Source organism: Sorangium sp. So ce321, assembly GCF_051530195.1.
GTDB lineage: Bacteria > Myxococcota_A > Polyangia > Polyangiales > Polyangiaceae > Sorangium.
The window spans coordinates 13096382-13113602 of sequence record NZ_CP150329.1; the positions used below are offsets into that span (position 1 = coordinate 13096382).

At 74.3% G+C, this 17221-nt stretch carries 13 protein-coding genes; 9 read left to right on the forward strand and 4 right to left on the reverse strand.

From position 1 onward, the window contains the following. The first annotated feature begins 112 nt into the window (after window positions 1-112). Entirely contained in the window at window positions 113-1339 is a 1227-nt protein-coding gene (locus WME89_RS48710) for a penicillin-insensitive murein endopeptidase (RefSeq protein WP_438006338.1), read from the forward strand. A gap of 13 nt (window positions 1340-1352) precedes the next feature. On the opposite strand, the gene xth is transcribed toward WME89_RS48710, so the two are convergent. Beyond that, window positions 1353-2162, reverse strand: a complete 810-nt coding sequence (gene xth, locus WME89_RS48715) for an exodeoxyribonuclease III (protein WP_437656730.1) — start codon at window positions 2160-2162, stop codon at window positions 1353-1355. Between the two features lie 77 nt (window positions 2163-2239). Next, entirely contained in the window at window positions 2240-3127 is an 888-nt protein-coding gene (locus WME89_RS48720) for an alpha/beta fold hydrolase (RefSeq protein WP_438006339.1), read from the reverse strand. A 53-nt stretch (window positions 3128-3180) separates the two neighbouring features. Here WME89_RS48720 and WME89_RS48725 point away from each other — a divergent pair, with 53 nt between their 5' ends. Next, a complete protein-coding gene (locus WME89_RS48725) occupies window positions 3181-3816 on the forward strand; it encodes a pentapeptide repeat-containing protein (protein ID WP_438006340.1) in 636 nt (211 codons plus the stop codon). 34 nt (window positions 3817-3850) lie between these two features. Here the strand turns inward: WME89_RS48725 and WME89_RS48730 are convergent, their stop codons facing one another. Continuing rightward, the gene (locus WME89_RS48730; RefSeq protein WP_044970202.1) at window positions 3851-4513 is read right to left on the reverse strand and encodes a response regulator; all 663 of its coding nucleotides are present in this window, start codon (window positions 4511-4513) and stop codon (window positions 3851-3853) included. A 363-nt stretch (window positions 4514-4876) separates the two neighbouring features. On the opposite strand from WME89_RS48730, the gene WME89_RS48735 reads away from it, so the two are divergent. The 7 genes from WME89_RS48735 (at window position 4877) to WME89_RS48765 (ending at window position 16662) form a co-directional block, all read left to right on the forward strand. Further along, window positions 4877-5284: a response regulator gene (locus WME89_RS48735; RefSeq protein WP_438006341.1), complete on the forward strand. Its 408-nt coding sequence runs from the start codon at window positions 4877-4879 to the stop codon at window positions 5282-5284. Between the two features lie 181 nt (window positions 5285-5465). Further along, window positions 5466-8399: a glycoside hydrolase family 65 protein gene (locus WME89_RS48740; protein WP_438006342.1), complete on the forward strand. Its 2934-nt coding sequence runs from the start codon at window positions 5466-5468 to the stop codon at window positions 8397-8399. Further along, window positions 8396-9400, forward strand: a complete 1005-nt coding sequence (locus WME89_RS48745; protein ID WP_438006343.1) for a universal stress protein — start codon at window positions 8396-8398, stop codon at window positions 9398-9400. Before WME89_RS48740 ends, WME89_RS48745 begins: the two co-directional genes overlap by 4 nt. A gap of 13 nt (window positions 9401-9413) precedes the next feature. Further along, window positions 9414-11921: an AAA family ATPase gene (locus WME89_RS48750; RefSeq protein WP_438006344.1), complete on the forward strand. Its 2508-nt coding sequence runs from the start codon at window positions 9414-9416 to the stop codon at window positions 11919-11921. Window positions 11922-12044: 123 nt separating this feature from the next. After that, window positions 12045-13106 carry a chromosome partitioning protein ParB gene (locus WME89_RS48755; protein ID WP_438006345.1) on the forward strand — a complete coding sequence of 354 codons (1062 nt, stop codon included), beginning with the start codon at window positions 12045-12047 and terminating at the stop codon, window positions 13104-13106. 61 nt (window positions 13107-13167) lie between these two features. After that, window positions 13168-14022: a hypothetical protein gene (locus tag WME89_RS48760; protein WP_438006346.1), complete on the forward strand. Its 855-nt coding sequence runs from the start codon at window positions 13168-13170 to the stop codon at window positions 14020-14022. A 573-nt stretch (window positions 14023-14595) separates the two neighbouring features. Then, window positions 14596-16662, forward strand: a complete 2067-nt coding sequence (locus WME89_RS48765; RefSeq protein ID WP_438006347.1) for an ATP-binding protein — start codon at window positions 14596-14598, stop codon at window positions 16660-16662. Window positions 16663-16696: 34 nt separating this feature from the next. Here WME89_RS48765 and WME89_RS48770 read toward each other — a convergent pair whose 3' ends face one another. Beyond that, window positions 16697-17218, reverse strand: coding sequence for a M17 family peptidase N-terminal domain-containing protein (locus WME89_RS48770; protein ID WP_438006348.1), 522 nt, complete (start codon window positions 17216-17218; stop codon window positions 16697-16699). Between the last annotated feature and the right edge of the window lie 3 nt (window positions 17219-17221).

The following is a 17221-nucleotide window of genomic DNA, read 5'->3' on the forward strand; positions in this document are numbered from 1 at the left end:
GTCGCTCCGGAGGGGCACCGCGTCGCTCCCGCCGGCACGCCGGCGCGGCCGCCGCACGGCGGTGAAAGAAGTTCTCCGCGCGCGCCGCCGCAGGGTAGGGTCCGCCCCCGTCATGCCGCTGCTTCGCCCGCTCTCTCGTCGCCTCTTCGCTTCCCGGGGCCCTGTCGCCGCGCTCCTGCTCGCGCTCTCGGTCGCAGCGCCGGCCCTGGGCGCCCCGCCGAGCGCGGAGCCGGTGGCCACGGAGCAGCCGCGCAGCAAGAGCGCTAGCCCGCACGGCGAGCGTCACGCCGCGCGGCGGAGCTCGACCGCCAGCGAGGGCGAAGCGCGCGCGGGGCGGAGCGCCGGCGCGAAGGCGAAGGCCTCGGAGCGCGCCGGCAAGATGCGCGCGGCGAAGCGGGACGAGGCCTTCCGAACGAAGCGCGGCGGCACCGCCGCCGACGCCGACGAGCGCAAGCCGCTGTCGAAGGGCGCTCCCAACCGGGGACGGCTGACCGGCGCCGTGCAGCTCCGGTCGTCGAGGCACCTCAGGACGCGCGAGGGCGCCAGGACGTGGGGACTGCCCGTGCTCGTGAAGACCCTGAAGCGCGCCGCCTTCCAGGTGGCGAAGAAGCACGGCGACTCCGCGCTGCTCGTCGGCGACCTCTCGGCGAGGACGGGCGGCGCGCTCGACGGGCACAACTCCCACCAGACGGGGCGCGACGCCGACGTCGGCTTCTACGTCGTCAACTCGAAGGGCAAGTCGCTGCGCACGGAGCGGTTCGTGGCGTTCGACGACAGGGGCAACGCCATCGGCCTCCCCGGGGCGCGGTTCGACGACGTGCGCAACTGGGCGCTCGTCGAGGCGCTGCTCCAGGACCGCAAGGCGGGGGTCAAGTACCTGTTCGTGACCGACGCGCTGAGGGCGCGGCTGCTCGCGTACGCCGCGAAGAAGCGCGTGCCGGAGGAGCTCCGGACCCGGGCCGCGGCCGCGATGATGAGCCCCAGGGACGCCGACCTGCACAACGACCACTTCCACGTCCGCGTGATGTGCCCCCCGTCGATGCACGGCGCCTGCGTCGAGGAGTCGCTGGCCCGACCCGGGTGCGCCGCAGGCGATCCGAAGAAGCCGCTCGCGGCCGCGTCGCTCGCGGCGCCGGAGGACGGCGCCGCGCCCGACGCTGCTGCGACGGCGACCGTGGCGGCCTCGACCGCGGCCGCCGCAGCCACACCGGCTGCCGCAGCCGCACCGGCTGTCGCCGCCGCACCGGCCGCCGCCGCCGCACCGGCCGCCGCCGCCGCACCGGCCGCCGCCGCCGCACCAGTGGCCCCGGCGGCCGCATCCGCCGGCGCTCTCCGCTGACGTCGGGCCGCGCTCAGGCCGCCGGCGCGGCCCCGGGCGGCGCCGCGCCGTCCGCGAGCTCCACCACGACCGGCGCGTGATCGGAGGGGCGCTGGAGCTCGCGCGGCCGCGTGTCGATCGCGACGTCGGTGCAGCGCGCGGCGAGCGGTCGCGTCACCAGCGCGAGGTCGATGCGGAGGCCCTTGTTGCGCCGGAACGCGCCCATCCGGTAGTCCCACCAGCTGTAGGCGGCCTTGCCGGGGTGGCAGGCGCGAAACGCGTCCACGAGCCCCCACTCCATCAGGCGCCCGAGCGCGGCCCGCTCGTCCGGATGGAAGAGCACCTGCCCCTCCCACTTCTTCGGCTCGGCGACGTCGATCGGCTCGGGCGCGACGTTGAAGTCGCCGCAGATCAGGAGCTGCTGATCGGGACGGTAGCGCGCCTCGAGCTCGCTCCGGAGCCGCGCCAGCCACGCGAGCTTGTAGGCGAAGGCCGGCGTGCCCACCGCCTGGCCGTTGGGCACGTAGACGTTGATGACCCGGACCCCCTCGATCGTGGCCGCCAGCATCCGCCGGGCGACGTCCTCCTCATCGCCGTCGAGGCCCTTCTTCACGTCGTCCACCGAGAGGCCGAAGCGCGCGGCGATCGCGACGCCGTTGTAGGACTTCTGGCCGAAGAAGATCGAGCGGTAGCCCGCCTCGGAGAGCGCGGCCTCGGGGAAGCTGCCGTCCTCGACCTTGGTCTCCTGTAGGCAGACGACATCGGGCGCGGCGCGGACAAGCCAGCTCGTGAGCTGCTCGAGCCGCGTGCGGATGGAGTTCACGTTCCAGGACGCGATGCGCATAGGTCCGCTCATCGATAGTGGATGGAGCGCGGGGCGGAAAGCCTGGATCGCCGGCGCACGCTCGCCCGCGCGGCCGACTACAGGGCCGCGCGGATCACGTCGAAGAGGCCGTCCGGATCGTCGACGTGCAGCCAGTGGCCGGCGCGCGGGAGGACGTGGACCGAGAGCCACGGCGCGCGCGCCGAGAGCGCCTCGAAGCGGGCGCGCGACGCCGGGGAGATCGACGCGGACCTGCCGCCGAGGACCACGTGGACGCGCCGCCCCTCGGCGCCGGGCCCGGCCGGCGCGTCCTCCAGGACGTGCCAGAGATCGCGGGCGAAGTAGTCGGTGAGCAGCTCGTTCATCACGTCGAGGTCGAGCCGGATGCGGAAGCCGTCGCCCTCGCGGCGGACGTTCATCGCCAGCCACTCCGCGATGCCGCGGCTGAACCCGGCGGTCTGCACCGCCTCGAGGAACGCCTCGCGCGACGCGATCGGCTGCGGGATCGCGCGGAGCAGCTCGAGCACGCCGGGGCTCTCCGAGCCGCTCTCGCCAGCGGGCCTGGCGCTCGGATCGGCGTCGAGGAGGAAGCCGCGCTCGATCCCCTCGGGCCGGCGCTCGAGGTACGCGAGCGCGACCTTGCCGCCGAACGAGTGGCCCATCACGCCGCGGACGTCGAGGCCGAGGCGATCGCCCAGCCGGAGCAGGTCATCGGCGGCCGCGGCGAGGGTGTGCGGCGCGGGCGGGCTCTGCGACGTGCCGTGGGCCCGCAGGTCGACCAGGATGAAGCCCCACGGCCGCGCCGCGGGACCTGGCGCGCCGGGCGCGCCGCCGGCGGTCTGCGCCTCGGCGAGGCGCCGGATGAAGGTGCGCCAGTTGGCGCCCGAGCCGAAGATGCCGTGCAGCACGAGCATCCACCGGTCGGGCGACGTGGAGGGCGCGGTGACGAGGGCGTGGTGGGGCACGAAGCCGGCGGGTGCGTTCATGGCTCTCCGGGCCGCGCGAGCGCGCGGCCTGCGCCTAGCGCTAGCATGGACCCATGGCCAAGAAGCCCCCCATCGCGCCAGCGAGCGAGGACGCCGCGGAGGACCAGGTCGCCCCGCCGGCGGCGCCCGGGCGCTTCCACGGCTCGACGCTCGCCGGGGCCGACTTCGACGATGTCGACCTGCGCGGCGCCCGCTTCCACAACGTCGCGCTCACGAAGGCCGAGCTCGACGACGTCGACCTGCGCGGCGCCCGCCTCCACAACGTCGCGCTCACGAAGGCCGAGCTCGACGACGTCGACCTGCGCGACGCCCGCCTCCACAACGTCGCGCTCACGAAGGCCGAGCTCGACGACGTCGACCTGCGCGACGCCCGCCTCCACAACGCGACCCTCGCCGGCGCCTCGCTCGACGACATCTCGCTCGCCGGCGCCCGCGTCGACAACGCCGACGCCGCGGCGACCCGCTGGTCGGACGTGAGCCTGCGCCGCGCCCGCTTCGAGGGGTCGGACCTCCGCGGCGTCGAGATCGTCGGCTGCACGATCGATGGGCTCACCATCGACGGCGTGCGGATCGATCACCTGCTCGAGGAGGCGAAGGCCCGCTCGAGCGCGAGCTCGGCGCCCGAGGCGGCCGGGAAGGAGGCGACGCCGGGAAGGAAGAAACCGAGGCGCCCCGCTCCCGTGAAATGAGAGCAACGGCGCCTCCTGCGCGAGCGCGGCCTGGTTACGCCTCGATCAGCCCGGTGCGGACCGCGATGCGGGTCAGCTCGACCGCGCTCTTGCAGCCGAGCTTCGCGTAGATGCGCACGCGGTGGGTCTCCACCGTCTTCGGGCTGATCGTGAGCCGCGCGGCCGTCTCGCGCGTCGACACGCCGGCCGCGAGCAGCCGCAGGACCTGACGCTCGCGCGGCGTCAGCGCGTCGAGGCCGCCGGAGCCCTCGCTCGCCGGCTTGCGCATCGCGCGCACGACGGCCCCCGCGATGCTCGAGGAGAGCGGGGCGCCGCCCGTCGCGATCCGGCGGATGCCCTCGATGACCTCCTCGAGCTTCGAGGTCTTCACGAGGTACCCCTGCGCTCCCGCGCGGAGCGCCTCGGCGACGCGGAACTCGTCGTCGTACCCGCTCAGGACGAGGAGCTTCGCCTGCGGCAGCTGCGCTCTCAGCGCACCGAGGAGCTCGATGCCGTCCCGGTCAGGGATGTTGAGGTCGACGAGCACGACGTCGGGCTTGCAGCTCGCCGTCTCGCGGAGAGCGTCGGCCGCCGTCCCCGCCTGACCCACGACGACCATGTCGGGCTCGTCCGAGAGCGCTCGAGCGAAGCCTTCTCGAACGACCGGGTGATCGTCGATGAGGTAAATGTGCAGCTTGCTAGCAGGGGTTTCCGCCATGATGACCACAGGGGGATTGGGATGTCCTTCGGACCACAATTCGATACCCATGAGCAGTACAAGTCAAGCTGCTCAGGTCGTCCTGGGAGGAACCTTACAGGGGTATCAGGTGCCCAACGATCTGCAAGCAGCGGCGCGGCGGCAAGCCCAATTGATTAGGAAAACTCCGTCCCGAGCGAGTTTCTGGGCTCGGCGGAGATGCGCTGCGTGGGAGGCGTTACGCACCGCTCCACGCGATCTGCTCCCGGTGGCTCCTGGTTACTCCCGGTTGCTGCTCCCCAGCGCGTCATGCCGTCACGGCGGCCGTCTGGTATCCTTCCCGCGCCTCATGCGCCGAAAAGGCCAGCGATCGAGAGAAATCAGATGAGCCCGTCGGGCCTGTCCCCGAGCCCGGCCGGCGCCTCGCTGCCGCGGGGCGCGGAGATCTTCGTCGTCGATGACGACCCGGCGCTGGTCGACTCGCTGATCGATCTGCTCTCCGACGAGGGCTACCGGGTCCAGGGCTTCACGCGGCCGCGCGAGGCGCTCGATCGCCTCGCCCGCGGCGCGCAGCCTCGGGCGGTGCTGCTCGACTACGTGATGCCCGACATGACCGGCGAGGAGTTCCTGACCGCGCTCGCCGCCGCGGGCATCGACGTGCCCGTCCTGCTGCTCTCCGGCGTGAGCGAGCCCAGCATCCGCGGCGCCGTGGCCGGCGTGCTCGCGAAGCCGTTCGACGTCGACCGGCTGCTCGTGGTGCTCGATCGGCTCACCAGCGCCGTGCAGCGCTAGCGCGCCGCCGCCCTCGCTGATCCCGGCCTGCACAGGCGCGGCGGCACGGTCCTCGCGTACCCCGCGCGGGGGGAAGCCGAGGATGTCGTCGTTCCCAGACAGCGCGCCTACGCCAGACAGCGCGCCTTTCCTGGCGCGAGGCGGGCCGAGCAGCCCCGCCCTTGCGAGCGCGCCGGCGGCCATGATCAGGCTGCCCGCTGAGCTGCACCACCGCTTCCGCTTCATCGCGATCGACGGCAGCCTCCTCGCGGAAGCGGTCGATCGTGCCGCGGCGCTGATCGACGCGCTGCTCGCGATGGGGGTGCGCGTGGCGCTCCTCGCCGAAGGCGGCGCCGCGCTCGACCTCGCGCGGCGGCTCGATGCCGGCGGGCGCGGCGGGCGCGTGGAAGACCGAAGGCGGCTCTTCCTCGGCGCGCTCGGGGGCGCGGCGCTCCACGGCTTCGATCGCCGCGGCCGCGCGGTCGCGCTCTCCGCCGAGGCGGAGCCGGGGGGCCGCTCCGCGCTCGCGGCGCTGGTCGCGCAGGTGATCGCGCCGCTCCGCATCGAGCCGCGCGATCGGCTCACGATCTCGCCGGATCCGGGCCCCGGCGCGCCGGCCGCTGGCGGGCGCGGGCTCCGCGACGCGCCGGAGCTCGCGGACGCGGTCCACGCGACGGCGGGCCCGCAGCGGCTCTGCGACATCCTCGCGCTCCAGCGGGAGCTCGACCAGGAGCTCGGCCCCTACGCGGCGCCGCGCGACGCCGCGTGGGTCATCGACGAGCCGGGGTTCGACGTCGCGCGCGAGCACGAGATCGAGTCGCTGCTCGCGATCGCCAACGGCTACCTCGGCACGCGCGCGTCGCTCGCGGAGGGCTCGAGCGTGTCGCGGCCGGCGACGTTCATCGCGGGCGCGTTCGAGCCCTCGGCCGACGTGAGCCGCGTCCCGGAGCTCGTGATCGCCCCCGACTGGGGCCGGCTGAGCGTCGCCGTCGAGGGCGAGTCGTTCTCCGCGGAGACGAGCGGCGTCCTCTGCCACCGGCGCCACCTCGACCTGCGGCGCGGCGTGCTGCTGCGCGACTGCCTGCGGCGCGGCGAGAGCGGCCACCTCGCGCACCTGCACACGCTCCACGCCGCGTCGCTCGCGAACCGCCACGTCCTGCTGGAGGCGGTCAGCGTCGCCCCGCTGAACTTCACCGGGACGATCCGCGTCGACGCCATCCTGAGCGGCGACGTGAAGAGCGCGAGCGGCGCGGCGCACTGGGAGCGCTTCTCGGCGGACGCGAGCGCGACGAGCCTGCTCCTCGTCGGGCGCACGCACGGCGGGCTCGTCACGGCCATGACCTCGCACCTGCGCGTGCTCCCGGAGCGCGCCGCGGAGGGAGCGCCCCCGGCCGATGCGCCCGAGGGCGCGCGCTGCGAGCGCACCGAAGGCGCGCGCTCGATCGCCGAGCGCTGCGACGTCAGCGTCCGCGTCGCCGAGCGGCGCCGCCTCTTCCGGACGACGACGCTGCACACGTCGCGCGACACGCCCGCGCCGCGCCAGGCGGGCGAGGCGCTCCAGGCGGAGCTCTCGGGCCGCACCATGGACGACCTGCTCGGCGAGCACGCGCTGGCGTGGGCGGAGCGCTGGCGTCGCGCCGACGTCGAGATCGACGGCGCCCCGAAGATCGAGCGGGCGCTCCGGTTCGCCCTGTACCACCTCATCGGCGCCGCCAACCCGGACGACCCGCGCTGCTCGATCGGCGCCCGCGGGCTCAGCGGGGAGGCGTACCGCGGCCACGTCTTCTGGGATACCGAGATCTTCCTCGTCCCCTTCTACACGCACTGCTACCCCGAGGCCGCGCGCGCGCTGCTCCTCTACAGGCACCGCACGCTCCCGGCCGCGCGGCGCAAGGCGAAGTCGCTCGGCTACGACGGCGCGCTCTACGCCTGGGAGTCGGCGGACACGGGCGACGAGACGACGCCGCAGCTCGTCGTCACGCCGTTCGGCGAGGTGACCCGGGTGCTCTCCGGCGAGCAGGAGCACCACATCAGCGCCGACGTCGCCTACGCGGCGCACGCCTACGGCCGCGCGACCGGCGATCTCGACTTCGCGCGCGGCGAGGGGGCCGAGATCCTGATCGAGACGGCGCGCTTCTGGGCGAGCCGCGCCGAGCTCGGGCCGGACGGCCGCGCCCACATCCGGCGGGTCATCGGGCCCGACGAGTACCACGAGGCCGTGGACGACAACGCCTTCACGAACTGGATGGCGCGGTACAACCTCCGCGCCGCCGCGGCGACGGTCCGGCGCGGCGGCGCGCGAGACGACGTGCTCGCGCGGCTCGACCTGCGGCCCGAGGAGGTCGACCGCTGGCGCGACGTCGCGGACCGGATGGTCCTCGGCGTCGACCCGGAGACCGGCCTGATCGAGCAGTTCGCGGGTTACTTCCGCCTCGCGCCGTTCGCCATCGCCGACTACGCCGTGCGCAGCGCGCCCGTCGACATGCTGCTCGGGCGCGAGCGGACGCAGGCCTGCCAGGTGGTCAAGCAGGCCGACGTCGTGCAGCTGCTCGCGCTGCTCTGGAGCGCGGTGCCCGCGGGCGCGCGGCGCGACAACTTCCTCTACTACGAGCCGCGCACCGCCCACGGGAGCTCGCTCAGCCCGGGCGCCCACGCGCTCGTCGCCGCCCGGCTCGACCTCCACGCGCTCGCCGAGCGCTACTTCGACCAGACCGCCGACATCGACCTCGGCAACACGATGGGCAACGCCGCGGGCGGCGTGCACATCGCCGCGATGGGCAGCCTCTGGCAGGCGGTCGCGTTCGGCGTCGCCGGCGTCACGCGCGTGCCGCGGCGCCCGGACGGGCAGCCCCACGCGCCCCCGCTCCCGGCCGACGACGAGGCGCTCGGGATCGAGCCGCACCTCTTGCCCGCCTGGCGGCACCTCAAGATCCCGATCTTCTGGCGCGGCCGCGCGCTCGAGATCCACGTGGAGGCCGACGCGATCGAGGTCGCGCTCGAGGGGAGCGCGCCCCTGCCGATCTGCGCGCTCGACGCGGGCGCGCCCGCGTGCGCCGTGCTGGCCGAGCCAGGCCGCCGCTACGCCGCGCGGCGGATCGGCGGCCGGTTCCATTCATGGGAGGAGGTCACGACATGAGGAGCGCCGCGCGCAACGGATCGCCCGGCGGACGCGGAGCGCCGTCCGAGCCGGCCCCCGGGCTCGGGCCGCGCGTCGGGGTGAGCGGGGTGAGCGAGCCGGGCGACGTGCCCTCGCCGGAGAGCGGTGTGCGGAGCAGGAGCGTGCTCGTCGCGCTCCACGGCCGCCACCCCCACCCCGGCGCCGTCGAGCTCGGGCGCCTCATCGCCGGCGCGATCCGGGCGCCGCTGCACGCGCTCTTCATGGGCTCCGAGCCGATCGAGCCGGGCGACGTGCCCGCCCACCTCGGGGTCGCCCCGGAAGCGCTGCACGGCGTGGTGCTGCGCGTCGCCACCAGCGAGGACCTCCCCGGCGCGCTCGCGTCGGCGGCGGAGGACCACGAGGCCGCCTTCATTGTCGTGGCCTCCGAGCCGGAGGAGTTCGCGGACGAGCGCCTCGGCGTCGGCCGGATCGCGGCGCGCGCGCTGGAGGTGGCCGCGTGCGGCGTCGTCGTCATCGGCCCGGCGCACCGGCCGCCGCCGCGGCTGCGGCGCATCCTGCTGCCGCTCGACGGGACCCCCAGCACGGCCGCCGCGATCACCCCGGCCGGGGAGCTCGCCCGCGAGCTCGGCGCCGAGCTCGACATCGTGCTGGTCGGCTGCGCCTCGCCGCGGGCGGGGACCGAGGAGGACGCGCCGCCCGTCTCGACGCCGCCGCCCTCCGAGCCGGGCGCGATGGTGGCGCCCCTCTACGTCGACCAGCCCCAGCACGAGTGGCCCGCGTTCACCGAGGAGTTCCTCGCCCGCTTCCTGAGCGCGATCGGCCACTGCCCTCACGACGTCTCCACGCGGTTCTTCCTCGGCAAGGGCGCGCCGGCGGCGGAGATCCTGCGGTTCGCCGGCGAGCTGGCGAGCGATCTCGTGGTGCTGGTCTGGCACGGCCAGCTCGTCGACCACCACGGCGGCGTCTTCCGGGACGTGCTCTGCGGCGCCCCGTGCCCGGTGATGGTCCTGCGGCGGTAGGACGCGCTCCTCCATGCGCTCGCCGGCGGGCCACGCGCTCGCCGGCGGGGCACGCGTTCGCCGGCGGGGCGCGTTCGCCGGCGCGGATCCGCGCCGGAGCGCCGCGCCGAGCGGGCTCCACGCCAACGGGCGGCGAAAGGCGCTATCGTGCGCCGCCATGGTCGCCCGGAAGCTGCCCGCCAGCGAGTGCCGCAAGATCGTCGAGCCCCAGAGCTTCCGCTTCTCCACGACGGACGAGGTCGCGCCGCTGTCCGCGGGCATCGGCTCGCAGGAGCGCGCCCTCGCCGCGCTCGCCTTCGGCCTCGACATCCGCCAGCCCCGCTTCCACGTCGTCGTCGTCGGCGCGCCGGGCACGGGCCGCACGTTCTGCGCCCGCGCCGCCGCGAAGCGCATCGCCGCGAGCCGCCCCACGCCCGACGACATCCTCCTCTTGCCGAACCCCCACCGCCCGAGCGAGCCGACGGTCCTGTCGCTCCCCCCGGGCGAGGGCCGCCCCTTCGTCGAGGCGATGGAGGAGCTCCACGAGAAGCTCGTCGACGCCCTGCGCGGCGCGACGGAGGGCGAGCGCTTCAAGCAGGCGCGCGGCAAGATCCAGCGCCGCGTCAACGCGGAGGAGCGGCGGCTCGAGGAGCAGCTCAAGGCCGCCGCGCGGGAGCTCGGCCTCGACCTCGTCCGCGGCGAGGACGAGGTGCAGATCACCGCGATCGACGACGCCACGAGCGCGCCGAACGGCGAGGCCCTCGTCGCGGTCGCCGGCTCCGTCGAGGAGTTCGAGATGCGGCTCGCCACGGTGCAGGACGAGGCCGACGTCGAGCTGCGCGGCGTCGTGAAGCAGCTGCTCAGCGACGGCGTGAAGGGCTGCTTCCAGCCCGTGCGCGCGCGCTTCGAGGGGCGCGACGACATCAGCGCCTTCCTCGCGGACGTCGAGACCGTCGTGTCGAAGGAGTTCCGCCTGCTCGTCGACGAGGCGCGCGGCGAGGAGGGCGGCGCCACGCTCCCGCGCGGCGTCGTCGTCCCGACGCTGCTCACCGAGCACACGCCCGACTCCGGCGCGCCCGTCGTCGAGGTCCCCTACCCCACGCTGAGCGCCCTCTTCGGCCGCACGCACGCGCCGCCCGACTCCGGCTTCCCGCCCGAGCCCGGCTTCGCGGTCGCGGGCGCGCTCCACCAGGCGGCCGGCGGCTTCCTCATCCTGCCCGCGGGCGCGCTCCTCAAGAACGAGGCGCTCTACGAGCAGCTCAAGGCCTGCCTGCTCGCGGGCAAGTTCATCGTCCCCGAGCACAACCCGTCGTACTTCCGCGGCACCGCCGAGGAGCTGCTCTTCCCGCCGATCCCGATCGACGTGAAGGTCGTCCTCGTCACGAACCCGCAGCTCTACCAGGACCTGCACGACGCCGATCCCGAGTTCTCGCAGCTCTTCAAGGTGCAGGCGCGCTTCGAGACCACGATCTCGCTCGACCAGGCGCTCCTCACGTACCCCGCGTTCCTCGCCGGCTTCGCGCACGATCGCGACCTGCCGCCGATCACGGCCGACGGCGTGACCGCGCTGCTCTTCCACGGCGGCCGGCTCGCGGAGAGCCAGACCAAGGTGAGCGCCCAGCTCGGGCTCATCGCCGAGGTCGCCACCGAGGCCGGCTACCGCGCCCAGCGCCGCGGCCGCAAGGTCGTCGACGGCCCCGAGGTCCACGAGGCGCTCGAGTCGGCGCGCCGCCGCGGCAGCCATTTCCGCGACCACGTGCACGAGATGCTCTCCGACGGGACGATCCGCATCGACGTGACCGGCCGGCACATCGGTCAGGTCAACGCGATCTCGGTGCTCTCCGACGGCCCGCAGACGTTCGGCCGCCCCTGCCGGGTGACCGCGGTCGTGTACCCGGGCCTCGAGGGCCCGGTGAACATCGCGCGCGAGGTCGAGATGTCCGGCCCGCTCCACAGCAAGGGCGTGCTCGTCTTGACCGGCTTCCTCGCCGCCCGGTTCGCCCAGCACCGCCCGCTCTCGTTCGGCGCCTCGCTCGTCTTCGAGCAGACCTACGAGCCCATCGAGGGCGACAGCGCCTCGTCCAGCGAGCTCTACGCGCTCGTCTCGGCGCTCTCCGGCGTCCCGATCCGGCAGGAGCTCGCCGTCACGGGCAGCATCGATCAGCAGGGGAGCATCCAGCCCGTGGGCGGCATCAACGAGAAGATCGAGGCCTTCTTCGACCTGTGCGCGGCCAAGGGCCTGACGGGCGAGCAGGGGGTGCTGATCCCGAGCGCGAACCGCGACGCGCTCATGCTGCGCGGCGACGTCGTCACCGCGATCGAGGCCGGCCGCTTCCACGTCTACGAGGTGAGCACGGTCGAGGAGGGCATCGAGATCATCACCGGCGTCCCCGCGGGCGTCGCCGGCGCGGATGGCAGGTACCCGGAGGGGACGGTGTTCCACGCGGCGGACCAGCGGCTCGAGCGCTTCTACCAGGCGATCGCCGACACGATGAGAGGGGGGACGAGCGCGGATCCCCGGAGCATGCTCAGGGGTCGCTGAGGAGGGTCGATCCCCGGAGCATGCTCAGGGGTCGCTGAGGAGGGTCGATCCCCGGAGCATGCTCAGGGGTCGCCAAGGAGGGTCGATCCCCGGAGCATGCTCAGGGGTCGCCAAGGAGGAACGATGGCCGCGAAGCGCACAGCCAAGCCGCGGACGCCCAGGGAGCCGAAGGCCGCGCCTGCCGCGCCTGCCGCCCGAGCGCGGCGCAAGAAGGCGGCTCCGGCCGCGGGCACGCGCGGCCTCGGCGCCGCCGAGCTCGCCGCCGGCGCCCCGCCGCCGGAGGTCGCCGCCCTCGGCGACGCGATCCGGAGCGACGGCGGCAGCGTGCTCGCGATCTACCGCGAGCCGGTCGGCGGCGCGTGGGCGATCCTCGCCGGCCTGCCGCTCGACCGGGTGGAGCCGACGCCGTTCCAGCGCGACCTCTCGGAGGCGCACGTCGCGCGGCTCGGTGAGGTCATCGACAAGATCGACTGCTTCCTCGACCCCATCATCGCGGTGCGCACCCCGCTCTCGTCCGGGCCGGGCCGCGCCGCGCCGGCCGCGCCCGGCGAGGGCAGGTACTGGACGCCGAACGGCAACCACCGGCGCGCCGCGCTCACGCGCCTCGGCGCGAAGAGCGCCGTCGCGCTCGTGCTGCCGGACGAGCGGATCGCCTACCGCATCCTCGCCCTCAACACCGAGAAGGCGCACAACATCCGCGAGAAGGCGCTCGAGGTGACGCGGATGGCGCGCTCGCTCGCGGATCTCGATCCTCGGCCCGAGCACGAGTTCCGCCTCGAGTTCGAGGAGCCGAGCCTGCTCACGCTCGGCCTCTGCTACGAGCGGCGCCCTCGCTTCTCGGGCGGCGCCTACCAGTCGGTCCTCCGGCACATCGACCGCTTCCTCGACGAGCCGCTCCCGGAGGCGATCGAGACCCGCAAGGCGCGGGCCGAGCTCCTCCTCGCGCTCGACGACGCTGTCGCGCAGGCCGTCGACGGGCTCAAGGCGCGCGGCTTCGAGAGCCCCTACCTGAAGGCGTTCGTCGTGGCCCGCATCAACCCGCTCCGCTTCCAGCGGTCTCCGGACGCGCCGTTCGAGCCCACGCTCGACAAGATGCTGGCCGCGGCGCAGCGCTTCGACCCCGCCTCGGTCCGCCACGACCAGGTCGCGCGCGCCGCCGGACCTCCCGAGGAGCCCGCCGGATGAGCCAGCGCCGCGCCCGCCTCCCCGCGACGACGAGCGCGCCGCGCCCGGCACGAGCCCGCCGGTGACGCGGCGGCCGCTCCTCGTCGCGATCGCGGCGCTCCTCGCCGCGGCCGGAGCGGCGGCCTCGGGGCTCGCCTGGGTCGCGCTCCCCGGCCTTCGCGACGCGCCCCGCGCGCTCGTCGCCGCGGGCGCGCTCGCCGCCGCGACCGGCGCGCTGCTCCTCCTCGGCGGCTTCCTCCAGGAGAAGCTCCCCTTCGGGCCCGCCCGCCTCCGGAGCCGCGCCGACCACGCCGCCGCGCCGGCGCGAGCGCGCCCGGCTCATCCGCCGCAGCCGCCGGCCGCGCGCCCGGCCGTGGCTCCCGCCGCGGCGCCGCCGCGCCGCCTTGGCGATCCCCGGGTCATCTACGCCTACGCCGCTCAGGTCGTCGGCCAGTCGCTCGCGTGGGAGGGGAACTACAAGGCCGCGGCCGCCTCCCTGCGCGACATCCCGCCGGACTGGATACTCCCGCAGGTGCGCGTGTTGCTCCTGAGCAACCTCGCCCAGTGGCACCTCTGCGCTGGCGATCTCGGCGCGGCCACGCGGCTCCTCGACGACCTCGACGAGGATCGCGCCCCGGCGTCGGTGCGTCCGCTCGTGCGGGGCGCGCGCGCCGCGGTGCTCGTGCGGGCGGGCGACATCGACGGAGCGCTCTCCCTCGTCGGCCGCCGCGACGGCGATCGGGACGAGCCGGCCGAGGTGCGCCAGCGCTACCGCATCACCCGGGCGCACGCGCTCGCTGCGCGGGGCGAGCTCGCCGCCGCGCGCGCCGAGCTCCGCCGGGTCGTCGACGACGTCGGCGTCGACGAGCTCTGCCGCTGGCTCCCCGCCGGCGGATCGGCGCGGGCCACGATGCTCGAGCTCATCGACGAGGGGTGACGGACTCGCGGTCTTCTGCGCTCCCCGGCGCTCCCGATCGATTGACGCTCATCCGGGAATCCAGACACGCAATGAGCTCCGCGCTGCGCCGCGCGCTCACGTCCTGTCGCCGGGAGGCGCGCCGCCCGTGGGCGACGGTCGTCGCCTGTCCAACCTGGCTCTCGACTCGCTCGACTCGATGGATCGACGCACATCGCGCACCGATGCGCCTCCTGTCAATCGCGATTTGCCTGATTCGTACGTTAGATTCTTCCGTACGACCGTTCCGGACAGCCCGGACTAACGAAGCGCATCGGGTGCGCTACTGCTGGGATCCCGGTGAGCGGTGGGGGACGCAACGTTGCGAGCGGCCGGCATCTGTTAGAGAGAGGATGCTGTACGCAAAGTGCACCGGGCCAGGTAGGCTTTTCGCGTCGGCCGGGGGAGAACGCATGCCAACCTGCACGGGTGGCCAATGAGGGTGGGCGCGCCACGAAGGGTGTTCGGCGGGTGCCGCACCACCGGCTTGACCAGTCTCGTGCGCCTCGCCGCGGCGGCCGCCCTCGCTGACCCGAGCCCGCGCGGGAGGCGTCCATGAACCGGCCAGCGGACACGCCGCCTCCCCGCATCCTGGTCGTGGACGACAGCCCCACGTACCTGCACCAGGTCGCGGCGGCGATGCGCGACGAGGGCTACGTCCCGGTGCTCGCCCACTCGGGGGAGGAGGCGCTCGCGCGGCTCACGTCGGCGCGCGTCGACGGCATCCTGCTCGACATGGTGATGCCGGGCCTCTCCGGTCCGGCCACGTGCCTCCGCATCAAGGCGAACGCCGCGTGGCGGCCCATCCCGCTGCTGATGCTCACCGGCCGCGACGACCACAAGGCGATCCTCGACGCCCTCTCGGCCGGCGCCGACGACTTCGTCACGAAGTCGGGCGAGTTCACGGTGCTCAAGGCGCGCCTGCGCGCCCAGCTGCGCCGCAAGCACTACGAGGACGAGAACCGCAGGATGCGCGAGCTCCTCCTGCGCCGGGAGATGGAGGCAGCCGAGGCGCGCGCCGACCGGCGCATCAAGCAGAGCGAGGAGCGGTTCCGCCTGATCGTGGAGGGCGTCCAGGACTACGCCATCTTCATGCTCGACCCCGCGGGCCGCATCGCCAGCTGGAACCCGGGCGCCGAGCGCATCAACGGTTACCGCGCCGACGAGGTCATCGGCCGTCACTGCTCGGTCCTCTACCCGCCGGAGGACGTCGAGCTCGGCAGGCCCGCCGCCGAGCTCGACGACACCGTGGAGACCCGCCGTTCGGTCCAGGAGGGCTACCGCGTCCGCAAGGACGGCACGCGTTACTGGGCGAACGAGGTCATCAGCGTCCTCTTCGACGAGGCGGGGCGCCTGCGCGGCTTCGCGAAGGTCACCCGGGACGTGACCGAGCGCCGCCGGGTCCACGAGGCCCAGCGCATCCTCGTCTCGGCCGGGCAGATCCTCGGCGAGTCGCTCGACTTCGAGGAGACGCTGCGGCGCGTGGTCCGCGTCGCGCTCCCCGACTTCGCGTCGATCTGCGTGCTCCTCCTGCAGGACGAGTCCGGCGCGATCGAGCGGCAGGTGACCGCGCACGCCGATCCCTCCATGGCGGCGGCGACCGAGCTCCTCGGCAAGCTGACGGCGGACTCCGCCGGGCGCGGCATCGGCAAGGTCCTGCGCACGGCGCAGCCGGAGCTCATCCCGAAGGTGACCGACTCGTTCGTCCGCGCGATCTCCTTCGATCAGGCGCACTACGAGGCGCTGCGCTCGCTCTCGCTCGCCTCGCACCTCGCGGTCCCGCTGACCGCGCGCGGCCGCACGCTGGGCACGCTCTCGTTCGCCTCCACGCACCGGCGCTACGACGCCGTCGACCTCGACCTCGCGCAGGATCTCGCGCGGCGCGCGGCCCTCGCCGTCGACAACGCCCGGCTCTACCGGGAGGCGCAGCTCGCGGTGCGCGCGCGCGACGACTTCCTCACGATCGCCTCCCACGAGCTCCGCACGCCGCTCACGCCCATGCAGCTGCAGATCGACGGCCTCCTGCGCGCCGGCAAGCGCGGCGGCCTCACCGCCGAGCGCGCGACGCCGCGGCTGGAGATGATCAAGCGCCAGGTCGAGCGGCTCGCCCGGCTGATCACGAACCTGCTCGACATCTCGCGCATCTCCGCGGGCCGTCTGCAGCTCGAGCTCGAGGACGTCGACCTCGCGGCCACGGTGAACGAGGTGCTCGACCGCTTCCGCGAGGAGCTCGCCGCCGCGGGCTGCCCGGTCAACCTGTCGTCCCCCGCCCCGCTCGCTGGCCGGTGGGATCGCCTCCGGCTCGATCAGATCGTCACGAACCTCCTCTCGAACGCCATCAAGTACGGCGCCGGAAAGCCGATCGACGTCGAGCTCGTGGACCTCGGGGATCGCGCCCGCCTGACGGTGCGGGATCGCGGCATCGGCGTCGCGCCGGACCAGCAGGCGCGCATCTTCGAGCGCTTCGAGCGCGCCGTCTCCAGCGAGAACTACAGCGGCTTCGGCATGGGCCTGTGGATCGTCCGGCAGATCGCGGACGCGCTCGGCGCGACGATCGACGTCGAGAGCCGCCAGGGCGAGGGCGCCACCTTCACCGTCGACCTACCGAAGACCCCCGTCTGACATCGTCCATGCCGCGCGCGCCCCGCGCGACGCCCTAGAGGGCCCGGCGCACGCGTCGGCGCTGCTCGATCATGTGCTGGGTGATCTGCTGCCTGCCCTCGGCGCGCTCCACCAGCGTCCACACGTTGTCGCCGCGCTCCCTGCCCGCGCAGTCGAGGAGCGCGTCGGCCGCCTGCTCGGCGGGGATGAGCCCGTCATGCCGTCCCGGGAGCTCCACCACCGCGACGCGCGTGCAGAGCCCGCCCATGGTCGTGAGCATCCGGCGCACCACGTCGCGGAAGACGGCCTCGTCGAACGCGTCGCGCCGGCCGGCGCCGAAGAGGACGAGCTTGTCGAACGCCATGCGCGGCTTGCACGGGATCATGACGACCTCGCCGAGCTCGCCGGTGATCAGGCCCTGCCGCCTGAGGTCCGAGATCCGGCCGCCGAGCCGCCAGTCGCAGAGGCCGGCCACGCCGTGGGCGGGCAGCGCGTCGCTGAACGGGGCGCACGCGAGCACCTCGGAGTCGAGCTCGTCGAGGCTCTGCAGGTCGGGGGAGATGAACCGGAGCTCCACGGG

Coding starts and splice junctions, on each gene's coding strand:
- WME89_RS48740 (WP_438006342.1), top strand. CDS start 5,466: ATGATCAGGCTGCCCGCTGAGCTGCACCACCGCTTCCGCTTCATCGCG.
- WME89_RS48755 (WP_438006345.1), top strand. CDS start 12,045: ATGGCCGCGAAGCGCACAGCCAAGCCGCGGACGCCCAGGGAGCCGAAG.
- WME89_RS48725 (WP_438006340.1), top strand. CDS start 3,181: ATGGCCAAGAAGCCCCCCATCGCGCCAGCGAGCGAGGACGCCGCGGAG.
- WME89_RS48745 (WP_438006343.1), top strand. CDS start 8,396: ATGAGGAGCGCCGCGCGCAACGGATCGCCCGGCGGACGCGGAGCGCCG.
- WME89_RS48765 (WP_438006347.1), top strand. CDS start 14,596: ATGAACCGGCCAGCGGACACGCCGCCTCCCCGCATCCTGGTCGTGGAC.
- WME89_RS48730 (WP_044970202.1), bottom strand. CDS start 4,513: ATGGCGGAAACCCCTGCTAGCAAGCTGCACATTTACCTCATCGACGAT.
- WME89_RS48720 (WP_438006339.1), bottom strand. CDS start 3,127: ATGAACGCACCCGCCGGCTTCGTGCCCCACCACGCCCTCGTCACCGCG.
- WME89_RS48735 (WP_438006341.1), top strand. CDS start 4,877: ATGAGCCCGTCGGGCCTGTCCCCGAGCCCGGCCGGCGCCTCGCTGCCG.
- xth (WP_437656730.1), bottom strand. CDS start 2,162: ATGCGCATCGCGTCCTGGAACGTGAACTCCATCCGCACGCGGCTCGAG.
- WME89_RS48750 (WP_438006344.1), top strand. CDS start 9,414: ATGCGCTCGCCGGCGGGCCACGCGCTCGCCGGCGGGGCACGCGTTCGC.
- WME89_RS48710 (WP_438006338.1), top strand. CDS start 113: ATGCCGCTGCTTCGCCCGCTCTCTCGTCGCCTCTTCGCTTCCCGGGGC.